The sequence below is a fragment of the Streptomyces lydicus genome, assembly GCF_001729485.1.
Classification (GTDB): Bacteria; Actinomycetota; Actinomycetes; order Streptomycetales; family Streptomycetaceae; genus Streptomyces; species Streptomyces lydicus_D.
Genome location: NZ_CP017157.1, coordinates 6,713,370 through 6,734,001, shown reverse-complemented (window position 1 = coordinate 6,734,001; position 20,632 = coordinate 6,713,370). Strand labels below are relative to the sequence as shown.

21 protein-coding genes are annotated in these 20,632 nt (G+C 70.6%); 16 read left to right on the top strand and 5 right to left on the bottom strand.

Annotated features, from left to right (window positions below; genetic code table 11):
• The first annotated feature begins 67 nt into the window (after positions 1–67).
• The 11 genes from SL103_RS29105 (at position 68) to SL103_RS29055 (ending at position 10,214) form a co-directional block, all read left to right on the top strand.
• Complete coding sequence (locus tag SL103_RS29105) at positions 68–1,405, top strand: MraY family glycosyltransferase (RefSeq protein WP_208869977.1); 1,338 nt, start codon at positions 68–70, stop codon at positions 1,403–1,405.
• Between the two features lie 288 nt (positions 1,406–1,693).
• On the top strand, positions 1,694–2,131 hold the full coding sequence (locus SL103_RS29100; protein WP_069571961.1) for a hypothetical protein: 438 nt from the start codon (positions 1,694–1,696) through the stop codon (positions 2,129–2,131).
• Positions 2,132–2,410: 279 nt separating this feature from the next.
• Complete coding sequence (atpB, locus tag SL103_RS29095) at positions 2,411–3,205, top strand: F0F1 ATP synthase subunit A (protein ID WP_069571960.1); 795 nt, start codon at positions 2,411–2,413, stop codon at positions 3,203–3,205.
• Positions 3,206–3,280: 75 nt separating this feature from the next.
• Positions 3,281–3,532: an ATP synthase F0 subunit C gene (gene atpE / locus SL103_RS29090; protein WP_030414140.1), complete on the top strand. Its 252-nt coding sequence runs from the start codon at positions 3,281–3,283 to the stop codon at positions 3,530–3,532.
• A gap of 37 nt (positions 3,533–3,569) precedes the next feature.
• Positions 3,570–4,130: a F0F1 ATP synthase subunit B gene (locus tag SL103_RS29085; RefSeq protein ID WP_069571959.1), complete on the top strand. Its 561-nt coding sequence runs from the start codon at positions 3,570–3,572 to the stop codon at positions 4,128–4,130.
• Positions 4,127–4,942 (top strand): F0F1 ATP synthase subunit delta, encoded by an 816-nt coding sequence (locus SL103_RS29080; RefSeq protein WP_069571958.1) that lies wholly within the window; start codon positions 4,127–4,129, stop codon positions 4,940–4,942. The genes SL103_RS29085 and SL103_RS29080 overlap by 4 nt, the downstream gene beginning before the upstream one ends.
• 214 nt (positions 4,943–5,156) lie before the next feature.
• Positions 5,157–6,749, top strand: coding sequence for a F0F1 ATP synthase subunit alpha (atpA, locus tag SL103_RS29075; protein WP_069571957.1), 1,593 nt, complete (start codon positions 5,157–5,159; stop codon positions 6,747–6,749).
• Positions 6,750–6,769: 20 nt separating this feature from the next.
• Complete coding sequence (locus tag SL103_RS29070; RefSeq protein WP_069571956.1) at positions 6,770–7,690, top strand: F0F1 ATP synthase subunit gamma; 921 nt, start codon at positions 6,770–6,772, stop codon at positions 7,688–7,690.
• Positions 7,691–7,695: 5 nt separating this feature from the next.
• Entirely contained in the window at positions 7,696–9,138 is a 1,443-nt protein-coding gene (gene atpD, locus SL103_RS29065) for a F0F1 ATP synthase subunit beta (protein ID WP_069571955.1), read from the top strand.
• A 106-nt stretch (positions 9,139–9,244) separates the two neighbouring features.
• A complete protein-coding gene (locus SL103_RS29060; RefSeq protein WP_030081273.1) occupies positions 9,245–9,628 on the top strand; it encodes a F0F1 ATP synthase subunit epsilon in 384 nt (127 codons plus the stop codon).
• Between the two features lie 142 nt (positions 9,629–9,770).
• The gene (locus SL103_RS29055; protein WP_033266718.1) at positions 9,771–10,214 is read left to right on the top strand and encodes a DUF2550 domain-containing protein; all 444 of its coding nucleotides are present in this window, start codon (positions 9,771–9,773) and stop codon (positions 10,212–10,214) included.
• Between the two features lie 391 nt (positions 10,215–10,605).
• Here SL103_RS29055 and SL103_RS29050 read toward each other — a convergent pair whose 3' ends face one another.
• Positions 10,606–11,295, bottom strand: coding sequence for a response regulator (locus tag SL103_RS29050; protein ID WP_069571954.1), 690 nt, complete (start codon positions 11,293–11,295; stop codon positions 10,606–10,608).
• Positions 11,292–12,527, bottom strand: coding sequence for a sensor histidine kinase (locus SL103_RS29045; protein ID WP_069571953.1), 1,236 nt, complete (start codon positions 12,525–12,527; stop codon positions 11,292–11,294). Before SL103_RS29045 ends, SL103_RS29050 begins: the two co-directional genes overlap by 4 nt.
• 172 nt (positions 12,528–12,699) lie before the next feature.
• Here SL103_RS29045 and SL103_RS29040 point away from each other — a divergent pair, with 172 nt between their 5' ends.
• Positions 12,700–13,293 (top strand): hypothetical protein, encoded by a 594-nt coding sequence (locus SL103_RS29040; RefSeq protein ID WP_069571952.1) that lies wholly within the window; start codon positions 12,700–12,702, stop codon positions 13,291–13,293.
• An 11-nt stretch (positions 13,294–13,304) separates the two neighbouring features.
• On the opposite strand, the gene SL103_RS29035 is transcribed toward SL103_RS29040, so the two are convergent.
• Genes SL103_RS29035 through SL103_RS29025 form a run of 3 tightly spaced genes read right to left on the bottom strand, consistent with a single transcriptional unit; the run spans position 13,305 to position 15,472 of the window.
• Complete coding sequence (locus tag SL103_RS29035; RefSeq protein ID WP_069571951.1) at positions 13,305–13,877, bottom strand: cob(I)yrinic acid a,c-diamide adenosyltransferase; 573 nt, start codon at positions 13,875–13,877, stop codon at positions 13,305–13,307.
• Between the two features lie 9 nt (positions 13,878–13,886).
• Entirely contained in the window at positions 13,887–14,642 is a 756-nt protein-coding gene (locus SL103_RS29030) for an ABC transporter permease (RefSeq protein WP_069571950.1), read from the bottom strand.
• Positions 14,643–14,650: 8 nt separating this feature from the next.
• Positions 14,651–15,472: an ABC transporter ATP-binding protein gene (locus SL103_RS29025; RefSeq protein ID WP_069571949.1), complete on the bottom strand. Its 822-nt coding sequence runs from the start codon at positions 15,470–15,472 to the stop codon at positions 14,651–14,653.
• A gap of 80 nt (positions 15,473–15,552) precedes the next feature.
• Between SL103_RS29025 and SL103_RS29020 the strand changes: the two genes are divergently transcribed.
• The 4 genes from SL103_RS29020 to SL103_RS29005 all read left to right on the top strand — a co-directional run bounded on the left by SL103_RS29020 (position 15,553) and on the right by SL103_RS29005 (position 20,599).
• Positions 15,553–16,194: a TetR/AcrR family transcriptional regulator gene (locus SL103_RS29020; RefSeq protein ID WP_069571948.1), complete on the top strand. Its 642-nt coding sequence runs from the start codon at positions 15,553–15,555 to the stop codon at positions 16,192–16,194.
• A gap of 152 nt (positions 16,195–16,346) precedes the next feature.
• A complete protein-coding gene (locus tag SL103_RS29015; RefSeq protein WP_069571947.1) occupies positions 16,347–17,195 on the top strand; it encodes a 3-hydroxyacyl-CoA dehydrogenase family protein in 849 nt (282 codons plus the stop codon).
• Between the two features lie 145 nt (positions 17,196–17,340).
• The gene (locus SL103_RS29010) at positions 17,341–17,664 is read left to right on the top strand and encodes an STAS domain-containing protein (RefSeq protein ID WP_066926753.1); all 324 of its coding nucleotides are present in this window, start codon (positions 17,341–17,343) and stop codon (positions 17,662–17,664) included.
• A 367-nt stretch (positions 17,665–18,031) separates the two neighbouring features.
• Positions 18,032–20,599, top strand: coding sequence for an AAA family ATPase (locus SL103_RS29005; protein WP_069571946.1), 2,568 nt, complete (start codon positions 18,032–18,034; stop codon positions 20,597–20,599).
• The last annotated feature ends 33 nt before the right edge of the window (positions 20,600–20,632 follow it).

The window sequence follows — 20,632 nt, the reverse complement described above, 5'->3', positions numbered from 1 at the left end:
ACTCCTGTATTCACGGCCAGGGGGCGGACACGCATAGGGTGTGGGGCTGTGATGGCCAGCTATACCGATGGGGCAGCCCGTGCGTGAATACCTGCTGACGCTGTGCGTCACGGCCGCGGTCACCTACCTGCTGACCGGGCCGGTGCGGAAGTTCGCGATCGCGGCCGGTGCGATGCCGGAGATCCGCGCGCGTGATGTGCACCGCGAACCGACACCGCGGCTCGGCGGTATCGCCATGTTCGGCGGGCTGTGCGCCGGCCTGCTCGTCGCCTCGCACCTGACCAACCTCAAGAGCGTCTTCGAGAGCTCCAACGAGCCGCGGGCGCTGCTGTCGGGCGCCGCGCTGATCTGGATCCTCGGCGTGCTGGACGACAAGTGGGGCGTGGACGCCCTGGTCAAGCTGGGCGGCCAGATGATCGCCGCGGGTGTGATGGTCCTCCAGGGCCTGACCATCCTGTGGATCCCGATCCCGGGCGTCGGCACGGTCTCGCTGACCCCCATGCAGGGCACCCTGCTGACCGTCGCGCTGGTCGTGATCACCATCAACGCGGTGAACTTCGTCGACGGCCTGGACGGCCTGGCCTCCGGCATGGTGTGCATCGCCGCCGCCGCGTTCTTCATGTACGCGTACCGGATGTGGTTCGGCTACGGCATCGAGGCGGCCGCGCCCGCCACGCTGTTCTCGGTCGTGCTGATGGGCATGTGCCTGGGCTTCCTGCCGCACAACATGCACCCGGCGCGGATCTTCATGGGTGACTCGGGCTCGATGCTGATCGGCCTGGTCATGGCGGCCGGCGCGGTCTCGGTGACCGGCCAGGTCGACCCGGACCTGCTCAACCAGAAGGCGGGCGGTCTGCGGGAGGCCACCCACGCGATGGTGCCGGTCTACATCCCCCTGCTGCTGCCGCTGACGGTCATCGCGGTGCCGGTCGCCGACCTGATCCTGGCGATCGTGCGCCGTACGTGGAAGGGCCAGTCGCCGTTCGCGGCCGACCGCGGGCACCTCCACCACCGGCTGCTGGAGATCGGGCACTCGCACAGCCGAGCAGTGCTGATCATGTACTTCTGGTCGGCGCTGATCGCCTTCGGTGCGGTCGCCTACTCGGTGAACAACGCGAGCATGTGGATCGTGCTGGGCATCGTGCTGCTGAGCGCGGTGGGCCTGGTGCTGCTCCTGCTGCCGCGCTTCTCGCCGCGCGCGCCGCGCTGGGCCGAGCGGATGGTGCCGCCCCGCTACCGCAGGGTCGTACGCACGGTCCTGGTGCCGCCGGCGGACCGCGTCGAGGACGCTCCGGAGGCGGCCGAGGGGGAGTGCGAGCCGGTTCCCGCGGGCATCAACGGTGCCACCGCGATCGGCGACCGGTCACGCTTCGTCGACCACCGCAGGGCGGGCAGTCACCACTGAGACGAAGATTCGGTCGCCCGAACGGGCATCGAGAATCGGACGTGTTGACCCCATACCAGACAAAAAACCAGCCGTCAGTGCACCAACGCGCGGGTTCACGCTCACGTGTGACAGGGTCCACACGAACCAGGTAAAGACCTCATCAAATAGTTTGTGATACCGTTCACTAAACCCGGTGACAGAGCCGCAGGACCGTAGTGCGACGGTCTTTCGGCCTCAGGTTCCGCCTCAGACCGGGTCTACGCTCGTCCCTGACGACACACCCCCACCCCTTGCCGGAGCGCCGCCATGCAGTCGAATGACGCCCGACTACTCCTTCACGCCGCCGTGCCCACGTTCGCCGTCGGCGTCATCGCCGTTGCCGTGAGCGCTGTGGTCGCGGGCGCGACGGGAGCGATCGGCGCCGTCATCGGCACCGTGCTCGTGATGCTCGTCATGGGGGCGGGCCTGGTGGTCCTGCAGAAAACCGCGAAGAACCTGCCGCAGCTGTTCCAGATGATGGGGTTGCTGCTCTACACGACGCAGATCCTGTTCGTGCTGGTCTTCCTGCTCGCGTTCAAGGACACAACGCTGTTCGACACCAAGGCATTTGCGCTCACATTGCTCGGCGCCACCCTCGTGTGGATCGCGGCGCAGACCCGCGGTCATATGAAGGCGAAGATTCTGTACGTGGATCCCCACTCCGCCGAGTCGAAGAAGGCGGAGACGGCGGGGTCGCCGACGTGACACGTAGGGCCGAGATAAATGGCCTCATGCGGGCCTGCTATCGTCCGGTGCCAACTGCGGCACAGATGGCGCAGGCGGCTGAGCTCCCGAGTCCCACTCGATGGAACGGGCAGTTCTCGCGGCCGATGCCTGTGATCCGGCCCGGCCCAGCGCCAGCCGGCCGCCCCCAAATCCGTAAGACCAGTCCAGTGCCGCTCCGTGGCTCAACGCCGCGCCGACACAACGAGGTTGCCGTACCCATGCGCCACGCTGAAGGAGCTCGCGGTGAGTGCTGAAACGATGCTCGCCTTCGAGACCGACTGCCACATCTTTTCCGGGTGCGGCTTTGATGCTCCCGGGCTTCATAACTTCGTCTTCAAGCCGCTCTTCACCGTCGGTGGCTTCGAGTTCAACAAGCCGATGCTGCTGGCACTGCTCAGCACGGTCGTCGTAGTCGGCTTCTTCTGGGCCGCATTCGGCAAGGCGAAGGTGGTTCCCGGAAAGCTGCAGATGATCGGCGAGGCGGGCTACGACTTCGTGCGCCGCGGACTCGTCTATGACGCGCTCGGGAAGAAGGAGGGCGACAAGTACGTCCCCTTCATGGTCTCGCTGTTCTTCTTCGTGTGGATCATGAACCTGTGGTCGATCATTCCGGTCGCCGCCTTCCCGGTGACGTCGGTCATCGCCTTCCCTGTGGGCCTCGCGGCGATCGTCTACATCCTGTGGGTCTTCCTGACCTTCAAGAAGCACGGTTTCGTCGGCGCGCTGAAGAACATCACCGGCTATGACAAGTCGCTCGGCTGGGTCCTGCCGCTGATCGTGGTCATCGAGTTCCTCTCGAACATGATCATCCGGCCGTTCACCCACGCGGTCCGGCTCTTCGCGAACATGTTCGCGGGCCACCTGCTGATCCTGATGTTCACCATCGCCAGCTGGTACCTGCTGAACGGCGTCGGCTTCGTCTACGCCGGCGCGTCGTTCCTGATGACCCTCGCGATGACGGCCTTCGAGCTCTTCATCCAGGCCGTCCAGGCGTACGTCTTCGTCCTGCTGGCCTGCAACTACGTCCAGGGCGCGCTCGCCGAGCACCACTGAGCCCCCTCTCCCAGCCCCAACAGCTGTCCGGTGGCCAACCCCCACCGGTCCGTGAAATGAGAAGGAAGTAACGGCATGTCCGCTGCTCTCGAGACCGTCAACCTCGCCTCCGCGACCGCCTTCACCGGTAGCGCCAGCGCGATCGGCTACGGCCTGGCCGCCATCGGCCCCGGCGTCGGCGTCGGCATCATCTTCGGTAACGGCACCCAGGCCCTCGCCCGCCAGCCCGAGGCCGCCGGTCTGATCCGTACCAACCAGATCATGGGTTTCGCCTTCTGTGAGGCGCTCGCCCTCATCGGCATCGTCATGGGCTTCGTTTTCAAGTAAACGAAACCCCGACACCCAATAGACGGAAGGCACTGATGTGAACGCCCTGGTCACCATGGCGGCGGAGGTTCCCGAGAACCCTCTGATCCCGCCGATTCCAGAGCTGGTCATCGGCCTGATCGCTTTCTTCATCGTCTTCGGCATCCTCGCCAAGAAGCTCCTCCCGAACATCAACAAGGTTCTGGATGAGCGCCGGAAGCAGATCGAAGGCCGGATGGAGGAAGCGGAATCGCTTCAGGCCGAGGCTCAGCAGGTCCTCGCGGACTACCGGTCCCAGCTGGCTGACGCCCGCCACGAGGCCGCGCGGCTGCGCCAGGAGGCGCAGGAGCAGGGCGCGACTCTCATCGCGGAGATGCGCGCCGAGGGCCAGCGGCAGCGTGAGGAGCTCATCGCTGCCGGCCACGCCCAGATCGAGGCGGACCGCAAGGCGGCTGCGCAGGCCCTGCGTCGCGACGTGGGCACCCTCGCCGTCGAGCTGTCCGGCAAGATCGTCGGCGAGTCCCTGGAGGACGTGTCCCGGCAGAGCCGGACCGTCGACCGGTTCCTCGACGAGCTCGAGGCCAAGACGGACGCGACGAAGGCTGAGGCCGGCCGATGAACGGAGCGAGCCGCGAGGCACTCGCCTCCGCGCGCGAGCAGTTCGACGCGCTGACGGACAACACCTCCGTCGACGCGGCGACGCTCGCCGAGGAGCTGGCTGCCGTCACCGCTCTGCTCGACCGCGAGGTGTCGCTGCGTCGGGTCCTGACCGACCCGGCGCAGCCCGCTGAGGCGCGGGCCGAGCTGGCCGGACGGCTGCTCGGCAGCCGGGTCGCCGCCCCGACCGCCGAGCTGGTCGCGGGCATGGTCCGCGCCCGTTGGTCGCGCTCGCGTGACCTGGCGGACGCGATGGAGGAGCTGGCCTACACCGCCGACCTCGTCGCGGCCCAGCGTGCCGGCGCGCTCGACGACGTCGAGGACGAGCTGTTCCGGTTCGGCCGGATCGTCAGCTCCAACCTCGAACTGCGACGGGCGCTCACCGACCGCAACGCGGCGGTTTCGGCCAAGACGGAGCTGCTGCACTCGCTGCTGGGCGGCCGGGCCAACCCGGTCACCGAGCGGATCGTGCTCCGTCTTGTCGTACAGCCGCGGGGCCGTAGCCTGGAAGCGGGGCTCGACGCCCTCTCCAAGCTGGCGGCGCACCGCCGGGACCGGATGGTCGCGGTGGTCACCTCCGCGGTGCCCCTCAGCGACGGACAGCGGGAGCGCCTGGGCGCCACCCTGGCCTCGCTGTACGGACGGCAGATCCACCTGAACCTCGACGTGGACCCCGAGGTCCTCGGCGGCGTCCAGGTCCGGATCGGCGACGAGGTCATCAACGGGACCATCGCGGCGCGCCTCGAAGAGGCGGCGCGGCGGTTGGCCGGCTGACCCAGCCACCAACTCAAGAGCTGCACAACCGGCGGACAGGCGCCGGACCAGCCGGCCGGACCGAGAGGTCCGGCTGCGGTCCGGAGGAAGCCCCGGGGACCAGCACAAGCATGACGGCGGCCCGAGTTGGGCCGTAAGCGGAAAGCCCCTGGGGGACAGCCCCCCAGACACCCGCAAGTAACTTCGGGCCCAACAAGGAGAGCAGGGAACCCAGATGGCGGAGCTCACGATCCGGCCGGAGGAGATCCGGGACGCGCTGGAGAACTTCGTCCAGGCGTACAAGCCGGACGCGGCCTCGCGCGAGGAGGTCGGCACGGTAAGCGAGGCCGGAGACGGCATCGCGAAGGTCGAGGGCCTTCCCTCGGCGATGGCGAACGAGCTGCTGAAGTTCGAGGACGGCACGCTCGGTCTGGCGCTGAACCTGGAAGAGCGCGAGATCGGTGCGGTTGTCCTCGGCGAGTTCGGCGGTATCGAGGAGGGCCAGCCGGTGCAGCGCACCGGTGAGGTGCTCTCGGTTGCCGTGGGCGAGGGCTACCTCGGCCGCGTTGTCGACCCGCTGGGCAACCCGATCGACGGCCTCGGCGAGATCGAGACCGACGGTCGCCGTGCCCTGGAGCTGCAGGCTCCGGGCGTCATGGTCCGCAAGTCGGTCCACGAGCCGATGCAGACCGGTTACAAGGCCGTCGACTCGATGGTGCCGATCGGCCGCGGCCAGCGTCAGCTGATCATTGGTGACCGCCAGACCGGCAAGACCGCCCTGGCCGTCGACACGATCATCAACCAGCGCGACAACTGGCGCTCGGGCGACCCGAAGAAGCAGGTCCGCTGCATCTACGTCGCCGTCGGCCAGAAGGGCTCCACCATCGCGTCCGTGCGCGGCGCGCTGGAGGAGGCCGGCGCCCTGGAGTACACCACCATCGTCGCCGCCCCGGCGTCCGACCCGGCGGGCTTCAAGTACCTGGCGCCCTACACCGGCTCGGCCATCGGCCAGCACTGGATGTACCAGGGCAAGCACGTCCTGATCATCTTCGACGACCTCTCGAAGCAGGCCGACGCCTACCGCGCCGTGTCCCTGCTGCTGCGCCGTCCGCCGGGCCGCGAGGCATACCCGGGCGACGTCTTCTACCTGCACTCGCGTCTGCTGGAGCGCTGCGCCAAGCTCTCCGACGACATGGGCGCCGGCTCCATGACCGGTCTCCCGATCGTCGAGACCAAGGCGAACGACGTGTCGGCGTTCATCCCGACCAACGTCATCTCCATCACCGACGGCCAGTGCTTCCTGGAGTCCGACCTGTTCAACGCCGGTCAGCGTCCGGCCCTGAACGTCGGTATCTCGGTCTCCCGTGTCGGTGGCTCGGCCCAGCACAAGGCCATGCGCCAGGTGTCCGGCCGGCTCCGCGTGGACCTCGCCCAGTACCGCGAGCTGGAGGCGTTCGCCGCCTTCGGTTCCGACCTGGACGCGGCCTCCAAGGCGCAGCTGGAGCGCGGTAAGCGCATGACCGAGCTGCTCAAGCAGAGCCAGTACAACCCGTACCCGGTCGAGGACCAGGTCGTCTCCATCTGGGCCGGCACCAACGGCAAGATGGACGACGTGCCGGTCGAGGACATCCGCCGCTTCGAGCGGGAGCTCCTGGACCACCTGCACCGGGACAAGAAGGAGCTCCTCACGAGCATCCGTGAGGGCGCCAAGATGTCCGACGACACCATCGGTGCGATCTCCGAGGCCGTCGAGGGCTTCAAGCGGCAGTTCGAGACCTCGACCGGCAAGCTGCTCGGCGAGGACACCCCGGCCGGCACCGCCAAGTGACGACGGAAGGGACCTGATCCATGGGAGCCAAGCTCCGGGTCTACAAGCGTCGCATCCGCTCCGTCTCCGCGACCAAGAAGATCACCAAGGCGATGGAGATGATCGCCGCCTCGCGCGTCGTCAAGGCGCAGCGCCAGGTGGCGGCATCGACGCCGTACGCGAGTGAACTGACCCGCGCGGTGACGGCGGTTGCCACCGGCTCGAACACCCAGCACCCGCTCACGACCGAGGCGGAGAACCCGACCCGGGCCGCGCTGCTGCTCATCACGAGCGACCGCGGCCTGGCCGGCGGCTACTCCTCCAACGTCATCAAGGCCGCCGAGCAGCTCACCGAGCGGCTCAAGGCCGAGGGCAAGGAGGTCGACGCCTACATCGTCGGCCGCAAGGGTGTGTCGTACTACAGCTTCCGCGAGCGCAAGGTCGTGGAGTCGTGGACCGGCTTCACCGACAGCCCGACGTACGCGGACGCCAAGGCGGTCGCCGCACCGCTCATCGCGGCGGTCCAGAAGGACACCGCCGAGGGTGGTGTGGACGAACTCCACATCGTCACCACCGAGTTCATCTCGATGATGACGCAGACGGCGATCGACGACCGGCTGCTGCCGCTGTCCCTGGACAAGGCGGCCGAGGAGTCGGCCGAGGCGTCCAAGGGGGAGATCCTTCCGCTGTTCGACTTCGAGCCGTCGGCCGAGGACGTCCTCGACGCCCTGCTTCCGCGGTACGTCGAGTCGCGGATCTACAACGCGCTCCTGCAGGCCGCCGCCTCCAAGCACGCCGCCACCCGGCGCGCGATGAAGTCGGCGACCGACAACGCAGAAGAGCTCATCAAGTCGCTCTCGCGGCTTGCCAACGCGGCCCGACAGGCCGAAATCACCCAGGAAATCAGCGAGATCGTCGGTGGTGCCAGTGCTCTGGCCGACGCGACCGCGGGGAGTGACTGACCACTATGACCACCACTGTTGAAACGGCCACGGCAACGGGCCGCGTCGCCCGGGTCATCGGCCCGGTCGTCGACGTGGAGTTCCCCGTCGACGCGATGCCGGAGATCTACAACGCGCTGACCGTCGAGGTCGCCGACCCGGCCGAGGCCGGAGCGCTCAAGGTCCTGACCCTCGAGGTTGCCCAGCACCTGGGCGAGGGCCTGGTCCGTGCCATCTCGATGCAGCCCACCGACGGTCTGGTCCGCCAGGCCGCGGTGACCGACACCGGCGCCGGGATCACCGTCCCGGTCGGCGATGTCACCAAGGGCAAGGTGTTCAACACCCTCGGCGAGATCCTGAACGTGGACCCGTCCACGGTCGAGGTCACCGAGCGCTGGCCCATCCACCGCAAGGCCCCGTCCTTCGACCAGCTCGAGTCCAAGACCGAGATGTTCGAGACCGGCGTCAAGGTCATCGACCTGCTGACCCCGTACGTCAAGGGCGGCAAGATCGGTCTGTTCGGTGGTGCCGGTGTCGGCAAGACCGTTCTGATCCAGGAAATGATCTACCGCGTGGCCAACAACCACGACGGTGTGTCGGTGTTCGCCGGTGTCGGTGAGCGCACCCGTGAGGGCAACGACCTCATCGAGGAGATGACGGACTCCGGCGTCATCGACAAGACCGCCCTGGTCTTCGGCCAGATGGACGAGCCCCCGGGCACCCGTCTGCGCGTCGCCCTGGCGGGTCTGACCATGGCGGAATACTTCCGCGATGTGCAGAAGCAGGACGTGCTCTTCTTCATCGACAACATCTTCCGCTACACCCAGGCCGGTTCCGAGGTCTCCACGCTGCTCGGCCGTATGCCGTCCGCGGTGGGTTACCAGCCGAACCTGGCGGACGAGATGGGTCTGCTGCAGGAGCGCATCACCTCGACCCGTGGTCACTCGATCACCTCGATGCAGGCGATCTACGTCCCCGCGGACGACCTGACCGACCCGGCGCCGGCCACCACCTTCGCCCACCTGGACGCGACCACCGTTCTGTCGCGCCCGATCTCGGAGAAGGGCATCTACCCGGCGGTCGACCCGCTGGACTCGACGTCCCGGATCCTGGACCCCCGCTACATCTCGCAGGACCACTACGACTGCGCCTCGCGCGTCAAGACGATCCTGCAGAAGTACAAGGACCTCCAGGACATCATCGCGATTCTGGGTATCGACGAGCTGGGCGAGGAGGACAAGCTCACCGTCCACCGTGCCCGTCGGATCGAGCGCTTCCTGTCGCAGAACACCCACGTGGCGAAGCAGTTCACCGGTGTCGACGGCTCGGACGTGCCGCTGGACGAGTCCATCGCCGCGTTCAACGCCATCGCCGACGGTGAGTACGACCACTTCCCCGAGCAGGCGTTCTTCATGTGCGGTGGCCTGGAGGACCTCAAGGCCAACGCCAAGGAGCTGGGCGTCTCCTGACCCGGCACGGTCCCGGGGGCGGCCCTGGCCGCCCCCGGCCCGTACGACCACTAGTATTTGACCCAACATCTGCCACGCCAGGCAGGTGGAGACCCGAGGAGCCATCGTGGCTGAGCTGCACGTCGAGTTGGTCGCCGCGGACCGTCAGGTCTGGTCCGGCGAGGCCAGCCTGGTCGTCGCGCGCACCTCGTCGGGCGACATCGGCGTCATGCCCGGACACCAGCCGCTGCTCGGCGTGCTGCAGTCGGGCCCGGTGACGATCCGTACGACCGGGGAGAGCGGGGACGGCACCGTCGTCGCCGCTGTGCACGGCGGCTTCATCTCTTTCGCCGACAACAAGCTGTCCCTGCTCGCAGAGGTGGCCGAGCTGTCGGACGAGATCGATGTCCAGCGCGCGGAGCGGGCTCTGGAGCGAGCGAAGTCGGAGGCCGACGCGGCCGCCGAGCGCCGCGCCGACGTCCGTCTGCGTGCGGTGACGGGCGTTCACTGAGCCCCGTCACCGACGAGATCGATCCTCAGCCGCGGGCTGCCCGGAATTCTCCGGAGCGGCCCGCGGCTGAGGCAATGCAGGTGCGTTTCCGTCTCCCGGATCCCGTCCGGGGGCACCCAACGAGGCGAGGAGGTCGGTCGAGATGGTCCTCGCTCTGTCTGTGAGCGGCGCGGTCGTGGTGCTGGTGCTGCTGGGGCTGTTCGTCTTCGGACTGCGCCGGCGACTCATCCAGCGTTCCGGCGGCACCTTCGACTGCAGCCTGCGCTGGAACGTCCCGGAGACCGAGACCGGTGGCAAGGGCTGGATCTACGGCGTGGCGCGGTACAACGGCGACCGGATCGAGTGGTTCCGGGTGTTCTCGTACGCTCCCCGGCCCCGCCGCGTCCTGGAGCGCTCCGCCATCGAGGTCCTGGAGCGCCGTACCCCTCAGGGGGAGGAGGAGCTGGCGCTGCTCTCCGACTCCATCGTGCTGGCCTGCCGGCACCGCGGCACCCGCCTGGAGCTGGCGATGAGCGAGGACGCGCTCACCGGCTTCCTGGCCTGGCTGGAGGCGGCACCGCCCGGCCAACGGGTCAATGTGGCTTGACGGGCCAAGGCTGCTCGAACAGCGCCGGGCGCACCGTCCGAGGTGAGCGCGGGCGTCCCGTAGGGCGGGGGCGAACGGATCCCGCAGGGGGCGGGTGAGCCCCCTGCGGGCCACAACGTGCGGGTGGGGAGAAGGTATTCCGCGGGCACCGCACGAGGCGGCGTCCCGGGGGCGCCGCAGCGGCCGCCGTGCCGCGGAGCACCGCGAGGGCCGCCATGGCGCGGAGCACCGCGAGGGGCCGGCAACCCACGGATCACCGCAGGGAGCCGGCAAGCTGCGGAGCACCGCGAGGGGCCGGCAACCCGCGGAACACCGCAGGGGGCCGGTAAGCCGCGGATCACCGTAAGGGGACGGCAAGCCGCTGATGGCCGCGGGGTGGGCGGCGGGTTTGTCAGGGGCTGCCGACGCCCAATTCCTGTGCCAGGACAGCGGCCTGGACCCGGCTGCGCAGGTCGAGTTTGGCCAGCAGCCGGCTGACATGGGTCTTCACGGTGGCCTCCGCCATGGCCAGCCGTAACGCGATATCGGCGTTCGACAGGCCCCGGCCCAGACACCCCAGCACCTCCCGCTCGCGCGGCGTCAGCGCGTCCAGTACCGCCGGGTCCGGCGCGGCGCCGTCCCGTGCGGGCCGGGCGGCGGTCCGCGGACTGGCGAACTCGGCGATCAGCCGGCGGGTCACCGCAGGGGCGATCAGCCCCTCGCCGGACGCCACCGTGCGCACCGCGGTCAGCAGCGCGGCCGCGTCGCTGTCCTTGAGCAGGAAGCCCGCCGCGCCCGCCCGCAACGCCCCGAAGACGTACTCGTCCAGGTCGAAGGTGGTCAGCACCAGCACGTCCGCCAGCTTCTCGGCGACCACCTGCCGGGTTGCGGAGACCCCGTCGAGGCGGGGCATCTGGATGTCCATGAGGACGAGGGTGGGGCGCAGCTCGCGGGCGAGCCGCACCGCCTCCTCGCCGTCCTCCGCCTCCCCGACGACCTCGATGTCGGGGGCGGAGCGCAGGATGAGGACCAGCCCGGCCCGTACCGCGGACTGGTCCTCGGCGACGAGAACCCGGATCGGCTGCGCGTCGGCGCCTGTCATCGTTGCTCTTCCTCCTCGGCGGCGGGCAACGCTGCCCGCACCAGCCAGACTCTGCCGGCCGGCCCGCTTACCGGACCGGCCTCGAATGCCCCGCCCAGCAGGGCGGTGCGCTCCCGCATCCCGACCAGACCGGTGCCGGTGCCCGGTACCCGGGGGCCGGGCCGGTCGGCGAACGGGCTGCGGACGGTGACGGTGAGCGCGCCTCCGCGCTCGTGCGCGAGCCGTACCCGCACCTCGCCGGGCGCGGCGTGCTTGAGCGCGTTGGTCAGTGACTCCTGGACGATGCGGTACGCGGCGAGTTCGGCGGGGGCCGTCGGCCGCGGCCCGGCGTCCGTACCGCCGGGGCGCCGGGCGTCCTCCAGGACGAAGGACAGCCCGCTGCTCGTGCCGTGCGCCCTGGCCTGGCCCAGCAGCGCGTCCAGCCCGTCGAGGGTCGGGGTCGCGGCGGGTTCCTGCGCGTCCTCGGTGGTCTTCGGGTCCCGTAACAGGCCGATGAGGCGCCGCATTTCGGCCAGGCCCTGCACGCTGTTCTCGCGGATCACCCCGAGCGCCTCGCGGGTCGCCGAGGGGTCGTCGATGGACTGCGCGGCGGTCGCGTGGATCGCGATGGCGGACAGGTGGTTGGCGACCATGTCGTGCAGCTCGCGGGCCATCCGGGCGCGTTCGCCGGCCACCGCCTGGGTGCGGTCGCGTTCGGCCAGCAGCGCGATCTGCTCGGCCCGCAGCCGGGCGGACTCGGCGGCGTCGCGGTGGTTGCGGATGATCAGGCCGGTCCAGGCCGGGGCGACGGTGAGCAGCGCGACGCCGATGACGGCCGTCACCACCTGCGGGTTCTGCCACAGCGCGGTCAGCGCGACGGCCGTCACGACCGTCACCAGGACGGAGTGCAGCGGGATCCGGCGGGCCGCGGCGGCCGGGCCGTAGAGCACCGCCGCGTAGACCACGTCGGTGAACATCAGGACGGTGGCGACCAGCGTGCCGGTGGTGATGTCCAGCACCAGCGCCGGCACCGCGAGGGCCAGCGCGGCCATCGGGGCGGTACGGCGCAGCAGTTCCGCGACGGACATCGCGCCGAGCGCCACCAGCGTGAGCGAGGGCGGCAGTCCCAGGCGGGCCGGGCCGCCGTGCAGATTCATCGCCCAGAGCAGCACTCCGCCGAGCAGCCCGCCGCCCGCGATGAGCACATCGAGTCGGTGCGGCCGGCCGACGGCGGCGAGGGGTCTGGCGGTCACCCCTCCATCAAACACGGCCCCGGGGCCCGCTGCGTCCACGTCCGGGTCATCCCCCCGCTTTGCGCGCTACATCGAAAGATGCAGTTCCGGATCGTCGTGCGTGACGACGATCCGGGCGGACCCCGCTGGGAGGCTTGGAGTGTTCGGTGGAAAACCCTGAAAGGAGACAGCCGTGGTCGTCACGCTGATCATCGCCTGCGAGGTCGGCTTCTGGGTGCTGCTGGCGGCCGGCCTGGCGCTGCGCTACCTGGCGCGGATGCCGCGCACCGGCGCGGCGGTGCTCCTGGCGGAGCCGGTACTGGAGCTGGTGCTGCTGATCGTGACCGCGATCGACCTGAAGAACGGGGCGACCGCCGACTGGAAGCACGGACTGGCTGCGCTGTACATCGGCTACACGATCGCCTACGGCCACTACACGATCAAGTGGGTCGACGGGCACTTCTCGCACCGCTTCGCGGGCGGCCCGCCGCCGGTCAAGCCGCCGCGCTACGGCATGGCCCGCGCCAAGCACGAGGGGATGCTCTGGCTGCGTACGGTGCTGTGGGTGGCGCTCTCCGCCGGGCTGCTGCAGCTCGCGATCTGGTACGTCGGCGAGGACGGCGACACCGCGTCACTGCGGAGCTGGCAGGCCACGTCGCTGCGCATCCTGATCATCCACGGAGTGATCGCGGTGTCGTACCTCATCTGGCAGAAGAAGGACCCCGACCGGGGCCGGGCCCCCGCCCCCGAGGAGACGGCCGGCGCCGGCCGGAAGTCCCTGCGTTGACGGCCGCCCGCTCAGCGTTCGCCGCCCGGCACCCACAGCACGTCCCCGACCTCCTTGTTGGCCGTCCGCGCGAGGATGAACAGGAGGTCGGACAGGCGGTTTAGGTAGGTGGCGGTGAGCGGGTTCATGGTGTCGCCGTGCTCCTCGAAGGCCGCCCAGGTGGAGCGTTCGGCGCGGCGGACGACCGTGCACGCCTGGTGCAGGAGGGCCGCGCCGGGGGTGCCGCCGGGGAGGATGAAGCTGCGCAGCTTCTCCAGCTCGGCCAGGAAGCGGTCGCAGTCCGCCTCCAGCTTGTCGATGTAGCCCTGCTCGACGCGCAGCGGCGGGAACTCCGGGTTCTCCACCACCGGCGTCGACAGGTCCGCGCCGACGTCGAACAGGTCGTTCTGCACCCGCAGCAGCACCGCGGCGACCTCCTCCGGCAGGGAGCCGAGGGCCAGGGCCACGCCGATCGCCGCGTTGGCCTCGTTGGCGTCCGCGTACGCCGAGATCCGCGAATCGGTCTTGGCGGTGCGGCTCATGTCGCCGAGGGCGGTGGTGCCCTTGTCGCCCGTGCGGGTGTAGATGCGCGTCAGATTCACCATGGGGCGAGCCTACGCCGCGGCCTTCCGGAAGGCCCGGGTGCCGAAGATCACGGACAGTGCGGCGAAGCCGAGCGCCACCAGCACGCCGTACAGCACGGCGGGGGAGGAGTACGCCCCGACGAACGCCGCCCGGACCGCGTCCACGAGGTAGCGGAACGGCATGAGGTGCGACAGCGCATCGAGCCACCCGGGCCCCAGTGACATCGGCAGCATCAGCCCGGACAGCAGCATCGAGGGCATGGTGAGGGAGTTGATGACCGGCCCGAACTCCTGCGGGGTGCTCACCTTCATCGCCAGCGTGTACGACAGCGAGGCCAGTGCCACGGTCAGCACCGCGACGAACGCGAAACCGATGAGGATGCCGGGCAGCGGCGCGCGCAGGCCCATCACCAGCGCCGCGCCCACCAGCAGCGCGGCCTGGAAGACGAACAGCAGCGCGTCGCGCAGCACCCGCCCCAGCAGCAGCGCCAGTCGGCTCACCGGTGTCACCCGCATCCGCTCGACGACCCCGTACTGCTTCTCGACGATGATGCCGAATCCGCAGAACGAGGCTCCGAACAGGGCGAGTTGGAGCAGCAGGCCGGGCACCAGCACCTGCCAGGAGCTGCCTTCGGAGGACAGCGGCAGGTCGGTCAGCAGCGGGCCGAAGAAGAGCAGGTACAGCAGCGGCATCAGCACGCCGAAGAGCATCTGGAGTTTGGACCGCAGGGTCTGGCGGGCGTAGCGCCCGAAGATCAGCGCGGTGTCGGAGAGAAGGGCGGACACGGGGGCTCCTAGAGGGCGACGGGGGACGGGCCCTGGGGTGCGGTCGGGGAATCTCCCTGCTCGGACGGGGCTGAGAGCTTGGGGGAGCGCCCGGTGATGGCGAGGAAGGCGTCCTGCAGGGACGCGTCGGGGGAACCGGCGTGGTCGCGCTTGAGGGCGTCCGGGGTGCCCTCGGCGACCACCACGCCCTTGTCGACGATCACCAGCCGGTCGGCGAGCGCGTCGGCCTCGTCGAGGTAGTGGGTGGTCAGGAAGACGGTGGTGCCGCGTTCGGCACGGATCCGGCGGATCAGCTCCCACAGGTCGGCGCGGCTGCCCGGGTCGAGCCCGGTGGTCGGCTCGTCGAGGAACAGCACCTGCGGGCGGTGGGTGAGGCCCATCGCGACGTCCAGCCGGCGCCGCTGACCGCCCGACAGGGTGGCGGTCCTGCGGTCGAGGAGCTCGGTGAGGCCCAGGTCGGCGGCCAACTCCTCGGTACGGGTCCGGGCTTCGGCCGCGCCCAGGCGGTAGAGGCGGGCCTGGGTGAACAGCTCCTCCCGTACCGAGATGTTCGGGTCGACGCCGCCGGACTGGGCGACGTAGCCGGTGGCGCGGCGCACCCCCACCGGATCGCGAGCCAGGTCGCAGCCGGCGACCGTCGCGCTGCCGCCGGTGGGCGCCAGCAGGGTCGTGAGCATCCGCAGGGTGGTGGTCTTGCCGGCGCCGTTGGGGCCGAGGAAGCCGAGGATCTCGCCGCGCTCGACGGCGAGGTCGATGCCCCGTACGGCTTCGACGGGGCCGCGTTTGCTGGTGAAGGTCCGGGCGAGGCCGGACGCGCTGAGGACTGGCATGCCGATAGAAAAACAGAGGGACTGAAAAATTGCAATGCCTCCAAAATTCAATGGTGCCCACCGAAGGGTAGGGTGGGGGCATGGCAGAGGGGCTCAGGGAGCGGAAGAAGCGGCAGACCCGGCAGTTCATCTCGGACGTGGCCACCGGGCTGTTCATGGAGCGCGGCTTCGACGCGGTGACCATCGCCGAGATCGCCCAGGCGGCGGACGTCTCGGTCAATACCGTGTACAACTACTTCCCCGCCAAGGAGGACCTCTTCTTCGACCGGAGCAAGGGGCTGGTCGACCGGCTGTCGCGGTTCGTCCGGGCCCGGCACGCGGGGGAGTCGGCCGCCGCCGCCGTCCTGCGCGAGCTGCGCGAAGAGGTGGAGAGCGTGTCGCCCAAGGTCGGCCTCATCGAGGGCTATGAGCGCTTCATGAAGGTCGTCCACGGCTCGGCGGCCCTGCAGGCCCGGCTGTGGCACGTCCAGCGCGAGCAGTACGAGGACCTGGTGGCGACCCTCCGGCAGGAGACCGGCGCCGCGGAGGGCGACCCGCTGCCCGGCCTGATGGCCGGCCAGATCAACTGGGTCCACCAGACCTTGATGACCGCCATCGCGTACGAGATGATCGCCGGCCGCAAGGCCGACGTGGTCTCCCGTGAGGCCCTGGTCCTGCTGGACGAGATGGAGGACCTGCTGAGCGAAAGGGTCCTCAACTACGCCGTGAAGGCGGCCGGCTGACCGCACCCCTCCGGCACCCCCGGCCCGGCGGTGTGATGTCCGTCATTTGCGAAGTGACGCGCATCTCTTACCCACCAAAGGATCGTCAACGAACGCTAACGTCACCCGAAGACCGACAGGCTTTCAAATGCACAGGGTGTGAGGGGACAGCAGTGGCAAAGAAGCTCGCCGTCATCGGCGCCGGACTGATGGGTTCCGGTATCGCGCAGGTCTCCGCCCAGGCGGGCTGGGACGTGGTGCTCCGCGATGTGACGGAAGAGGCGCTGGCCCGGGGCAAGGGCGGCATCGAGACCTCGTACGAGAAGTTCGTCTCCAAGGGCAAGCTGGCGGCGGCCGACGCCGAGCAGGCGCTGGCCCGCATCACCACCACCACCGATCTGGAGGCGGCCGCCGACGCGGACATCGTCGTCGAGGCGGTCTTCGAGCGGATCGACGTCAAGCGGGAGATCTTCCAGACGCTCGACAAGCTCGTCAAGGACGAGGCGGTACTGGCCTCCAACACCTCCGCCATCCCGATCACCAAGATCGCCGCGGCCACCTCCCGCCCCGAGCGGGTAGTGGGCACGCACTTCTTCTCGCCGGTGCCGATGATGCAGCTGTGCGAGCTGGTCCGCGGCTACAAGACCAGCGACGAAACCCTCGCCACGGCCCGGTCGTTCGCCGAGTCCGTCGGCAAGACCTGCGTCGTCGTCAACCGCGACGTGGCGGGCTTCGTCACCACCCGGCTGATCTCCGCGCTGGTCGTCGAGGCCGCCAAGCTCTACGAATCGGGCGTGGCCAGCGCCGAGGACATCGACACCGCCTGCAAGTTGGGCTTCGGTCACGCGATGGGGCCGCTGGCCACCGCCGACCTGACGGGCATCGACATCCTGCTGCACGCCACCGACAACATCTACACCGAGTCCCAGGACGAGAAGTTCGCCCCGCCGGAGATCATGCGGCGGATGGTCGACGCGGGCGATATCGGACGCAAGAGTGGGCAGGGCTTCTACGAGCACTGATGCCGCGTCAGAGAACTGGTCCCGATGGGGTCACCCGGTGGGGTGAATTCGGTATCGGTTCGCTTACAGGCGGCAACTTCGCCGCATGAGAGGCAGTCAGATCTGTAGACGTCCATGCATGAACCCATGACACAGGGGAGCGCATATGCACATCAGGGGCGACCACGCCGAGCTGGTCGTCGAGGGCCGTCTCGACGTCCGCAGCGCGGCGGACGCCCGTACGGCCCTGCACACCGCCGTCGACTCCGGTCGCGGTGATCTCGTGCTGGACCTGACCGAGCTGCATTCCTGGGACGCCACCGGCCTCGGTGTGATCATGGGCGCGCACCGCCGGGCGGGCCGGGTCAACCGCAGGCTGGTGCTGCGCGGGGTGCCGCCCCAGATGCAGCGCCTGCTGGTCGCCACCCGGCTCCACCGCATCCTCGCCATCGAGGGCGGCATCGAAGCGGAATCGCTTCCCCGCGTGTGAGGCGCCGGCGCGGTGACCGGATGCCGCGCCCGGGGCCGGACGTCCCCGGGCGCGCAGGAACCGCACGAAGGACGACAGAGCCGACCGCGGAATTGTCGTAAAGTGCATGACAATGGCCAATTCGGGATGATCCGGTCGGGAGCCGCCCCCGGCGGTGCGGCACCGCGCGCTCCAGGTCTAAGGTTCGGTTCCCGCCCGTATGCCGTCATCCGCGGTGGGCGGGCACCGGACCGGACGCGCCGGCCGAGGGCGACCTGCCGGAACCGGCGGGCGCCCCGCCGGGACCGCACCCGGCACGGCGCCCGGCCTCCCGGGCGCGGACGCGTGGCCGAGGCGGAGTGGAACGAAGCACCTGGGAGCTTGCAGCATGGACCCGAACACTGACCGGGGACCTGAGGAGTACGGCGAGCAGGGCGGCTCCGCCGACCCGCCGGCCCCCGCGTTCGGCGGCGCACCGGGCGGCTCCGGCGGGCTCGCCCGCGTCGTCCGGCTGGTCTCGGGCCCCTACCTCGTCACCGTCAACCCCGTCGACGGCAGCGAGATAGAACCCTGCCCGCCCGGGGAGCGGCCCGCCGCACCCGGCAAGCTCGACCCCCAGGAGCGCGCCGCGGCCGCCCGCGCCGCCGCACCCCCGCTGCCCCCGGGTCCGCCCGGCACGTCCGCCCACGACGGGGCCCTGGAGGAACGGACCGAGGACGTCGAACGCCTGGTCCGGCTGCTCTCCCGCGGCCGTTCGGTACGCCTCACCGGGCCCTCCGGCTCCGGGCGCACCCGGCTGCTGGACGCCGTCGCCACCGCCTGCGGCGACCTCGCCCCGGACGGCGTGGTCCGGCTCTCCGGCTACCACCGCACCACCACCGACCTGCTGTACGCCTTGTTCGCCGCGGTGTACAAGGCCCCGCAGCACCGCCCGGACCGGCCCGAGCTGCTGCGCACGGTCGCCGAGATCGGCGCGATCGTCGTCCTGGACGACCTGGAGTTCGGCGGCGCCGCGCTCGACGAACTGCTCGACGCCACCCCCGAGTGCGCCTTCCTGATCGCCGCGACGCCCGACGTCGCGGCCCCCAGCGCCGGCTCGCACCTGGAAGAGGTCTTCCTCGGCGGCATCGGCCGGGACGGCTGCGTACGGCTGCTGGAACGCGCCGTGGACCGCCCGCTCACCGACGACGAGACCGCCTGGGCCGCCGACCTCTGGTTCGAGTCCGAGGGGCTGCCGCTGCGGTTCGTGCAGGCCGCCGCCCTGCTGCGGCAGCGCGACCGGACCCGCAACCAGTCCGGGGCCCTCGACGACGGCTACGGGCTGTTCCCCGCGGAGCCACCGGAGGCGGACACCACCGACGCCGCGGCCGAGGAGCACCCCGAGGCACCGCTGCCGTCGCTCGGCGAGGCCGCCGCCCCCGCCCCGCTGCTCGCCGCGCGGCTGACCGAGGCCGCCCGGGAGACGCTGCGCTTCGCCGTCGCGCTCGGCGGCGAACTGCCGCACCAGGCGCACCTGCCGGCCCTCACCCAGGACACCCACGCCGACGCCGCCCTCGGCGAGCTGCTGGCCTGCGGCCTGATCACGCCCGTCGGCAGCCACTACCGGCTCGCCGCCACCGTCCTGGACCAGCTGACCGCCGCCGGCTACGGCGAGGACGCCGCCACCCGCGCGCACACCGCCGCCCAGCACTACGCCTGGTGGGCCGGCCACCCCTCGGTCACCCCCGAACGGGCCGCCGCCGAGGCCGATGTCGCGCTGGCCGCGATGGGCGTGCTCACCGGCAGCCGGGAGGGCGGGCACGCCAGCGCCGCCGTCCTGCTCGCCCGTACGGCAGCCCCCGCGTTCGCCGCGGCGCTGCACTGGAGCGCCTGGGAACGCAGCCTGCGGCACGGACAGGAGGCCGCCCGGCTGGCCGGCGAGGTCGCCGAGGAGGCGTACTTCCACCACGAACTGGGCGTGCTGGCGCTGTGCACCGGCAGCCTCGACCGGGCGCGCGCCGAACTGGAGGCGTCCATCGGGCTGCGCGGGGTGCTCTCCGACCGCAACGGCGCGGTGGCCGGGCGACGGGCGCTGGCGCTGGTCACCGACCGTTCCCGGGCCGCTTCGGCGCCCACCGCCGCCGTCCCGCAGTTCCTGGCGCCCACCGCCGACCGGCAGCCGGCCGCCCCGAAGACACCGGCCGCCGCCTCGCCCGACGCGGTCCCGACCACCAAGCTGCAGCTGCCGGGCGCCACGACGGCCCCGGCCACGCTCGTCGCCCGGGACGCCGCGCAGACCGCCGCCACCGCGGCCGTCCCCGCCGCCGGTCAGGCTGCCAAGGGGGGCGCGGGCCGGCTGCTGGGCGGCGCCCGCCGCAACATGGTCGCCGCCGGCGCCGGCGCGCTGCTGGTGGCCGTCCTCGGCACCGTGGTCACCCTCGGCATGACGTCCGGCGGCGAGGACACCCACGACGGCAAGGTCTCCACGGAGCAGACCACCGAGGACGACGCCCCGGAGTCGCCGGCGGAACAACCCGCCACGGGCTCCGGCCGGCCGTCCACCGGCACCGGAACGGCCAAGCCGGACACCGCCCGCCACCCCGGCGCCCCGTCCCCGTCGACCAGCGGCGCCGCGGCGAGCGACACGCCGTCGGACGCCGGCACCGCGCCGACGGACCCGGCCACCGATCCGACCCGCCCGACCGGAACGCCGCCCAGGCTCACCGGCCGGCCGACGCCTCCCACGCACACGCCGACGGACGAGCCGACCGACCCGACGCCGACCACCCCGACCGACAGCCCGACGGGCCCCACGCCGACCGGGTCCACCGGCGGCTCCACCTCCCAGAGCCCGTCGCAGAGCTCCGCCGCCTCGTCGTCGAGCAGCAGCTCCTCGGACGGCGGCGGTTCCGGGACCGGTACGCCGTCCGGCGGCTCGGGCACCACGTCCGGGACGCAGAGCGCCCCCACCGGCTGACCCCCGGCACGCGACAGCACGACGGCCCGGTAC

What these genes read in the sequence shown, in the direction of transcription:
- SL103_RS29105 (WP_208869977.1), top strand. Translation starts at nt 68, where the DNA reads ATGGGGCAGCCCGTGCGTGAATACCTGCTGACGCTGTGCGTCACGGCC.
- SL103_RS29100 (WP_069571961.1), top strand. Translation starts at nt 1,694, where the DNA reads ATGCAGTCGAATGACGCCCGACTACTCCTTCACGCCGCCGTGCCCACG.
- atpB (WP_069571960.1), top strand. Translation starts at nt 2,411, where the DNA reads ATGCTCGCCTTCGAGACCGACTGCCACATCTTTTCCGGGTGCGGCTTT.
- atpE (WP_030414140.1), top strand. Translation starts at nt 3,281, where the DNA reads ATGTCCGCTGCTCTCGAGACCGTCAACCTCGCCTCCGCGACCGCCTTC.
- SL103_RS29080 (WP_069571958.1), top strand. Translation starts at nt 4,127, where the DNA reads ATGAACGGAGCGAGCCGCGAGGCACTCGCCTCCGCGCGCGAGCAGTTC.
- atpA (WP_069571957.1), top strand. Translation starts at nt 5,157, where the DNA reads ATGGCGGAGCTCACGATCCGGCCGGAGGAGATCCGGGACGCGCTGGAG.
- SL103_RS29070 (WP_069571956.1), top strand. Translation starts at nt 6,770, where the DNA reads ATGGGAGCCAAGCTCCGGGTCTACAAGCGTCGCATCCGCTCCGTCTCC.
- atpD (WP_069571955.1), top strand. Translation starts at nt 7,696, where the DNA reads ATGACCACCACTGTTGAAACGGCCACGGCAACGGGCCGCGTCGCCCGG.
- SL103_RS29055 (WP_033266718.1), top strand. Translation starts at nt 9,771, where the DNA reads ATGGTCCTCGCTCTGTCTGTGAGCGGCGCGGTCGTGGTGCTGGTGCTG.
- SL103_RS29050 (WP_069571954.1), bottom strand. Translation starts at nt 11,295, where the DNA reads ATGACAGGCGCCGACGCGCAGCCGATCCGGGTTCTCGTCGCCGAGGAC.
- SL103_RS29035 (WP_069571951.1), bottom strand. Translation starts at nt 13,877, where the DNA reads ATGGTGAATCTGACGCGCATCTACACCCGCACGGGCGACAAGGGCACC.
- SL103_RS29025 (WP_069571949.1), bottom strand. Translation starts at nt 15,472, where the DNA reads ATGCCAGTCCTCAGCGCGTCCGGCCTCGCCCGGACCTTCACCAGCAAA.
- SL103_RS29020 (WP_069571948.1), top strand. Translation starts at nt 15,553, where the DNA reads ATGGCAGAGGGGCTCAGGGAGCGGAAGAAGCGGCAGACCCGGCAGTTC.
- SL103_RS29010 (WP_066926753.1), top strand. Translation starts at nt 17,341, where the DNA reads ATGCACATCAGGGGCGACCACGCCGAGCTGGTCGTCGAGGGCCGTCTC.
- SL103_RS29005 (WP_069571946.1), top strand. Translation starts at nt 18,032, where the DNA reads ATGGACCCGAACACTGACCGGGGACCTGAGGAGTACGGCGAGCAGGGC.